Annotated in this window: 1 protein-coding gene; it reads right to left on the minus strand. The window is 64.6% G+C overall.

Features of this window, described 5'->3' with window-relative positions; translation table 11 throughout:
• On the minus strand, nucleotides 1-1,060 hold a 1,060-nt coding region (locus AC2VOP_RS11530), incomplete at both ends, for an AMP-binding protein (RefSeq protein WP_486961088.1).

A 1,060-nucleotide genomic window follows, 5' to 3' on the forward strand; every position in this document is an offset into this window, starting at 1 on the left:
AAGATCTCCCACACCGAAAAGTCGAACGCCAACGAATGACACTGCGTCCACACCTGCCCCGCCGAGAGCTCCAGCTCGCCGTCGAGCGTCTCCAACAACCGGATCACATTACGGTGGGGGACGGCCACCCCCTTGGGGGTGCCGGTGGTGCCCGAGGTGTAAATCAAATATGCGATGTCCTCACCGGCCGGCGCCGGCAACCCGGTGTCAGGCTGGCTGTCAACGGCGGGGTCTTCGACGTCGATGACCATCAGGTCGTAGCCGTCCAACCGATCCCGTGACCCGGCGGTGGTGATGGCGGCGATCGGTGCGGCATCGGAGAGCATGAACTCGATCCGAGCCGCCGGCATCGCCGGGTCGATCGTCAGGTAAGCCGCCCCGGTCTTCAGCACCGCCAGCATCGCCACGATCGCCTCAGCCGACCGGGGCAATACCAGCGCCACATACGCACCCGGACCCACACCCTGTCCGGCCAGAAGGTGCGCCAACCGGTTAGCGGACTGCTCCAGCTCGCGGTAGGTCCACGACAACTCCCCGCAGCTGATCGCTACCGCTTCCGGGGTACGGGCCACCTGCGTGGCGAACGCCACCGGAATCGACACGCCAGTTTTCGGTCGGGTGAGTGCCGCCCGGTTGCCCCACCCGTCCAGGCGGACGTGTTGGGTGTCGTCGAGGAGGTCGAGTGATGCGAGTGGTCGTGTGGGGTCGGCGGTCATGGCCACCAGGGCTCGCTGGAACCGTTCGATGAGCGTGTCGATGGTGGCAGCGTCGAACAGCTCGGTGTCGAATTGGACCCGAAGGTCCAGGTCGCTGCCGCCCGGCAGCGCTTCCATGGCCAGCGGGTAGTGGTTGAATTCGTGGGCGGTGGACACGGTGATGGCCAACTCGTCCATGCCCGACAGCGCGGTGGTGTCGATCGGATAGTTTTCGTAGGCGAAGACGGTGTCGAATAAGTTTTCGAAACCGGTGATGCGGTGGATGTCGTTGAGGGGTAGGTGTTGGTGTTCGAGGGTGTGGTTGTGGGTGTTGTGGAGTTGGTCGAGCAGGTCTGCGGTGGTGG

The sequence above is a fragment of the Mycobacterium sp. TH-M106 genome (assembly GCF_057473765.1).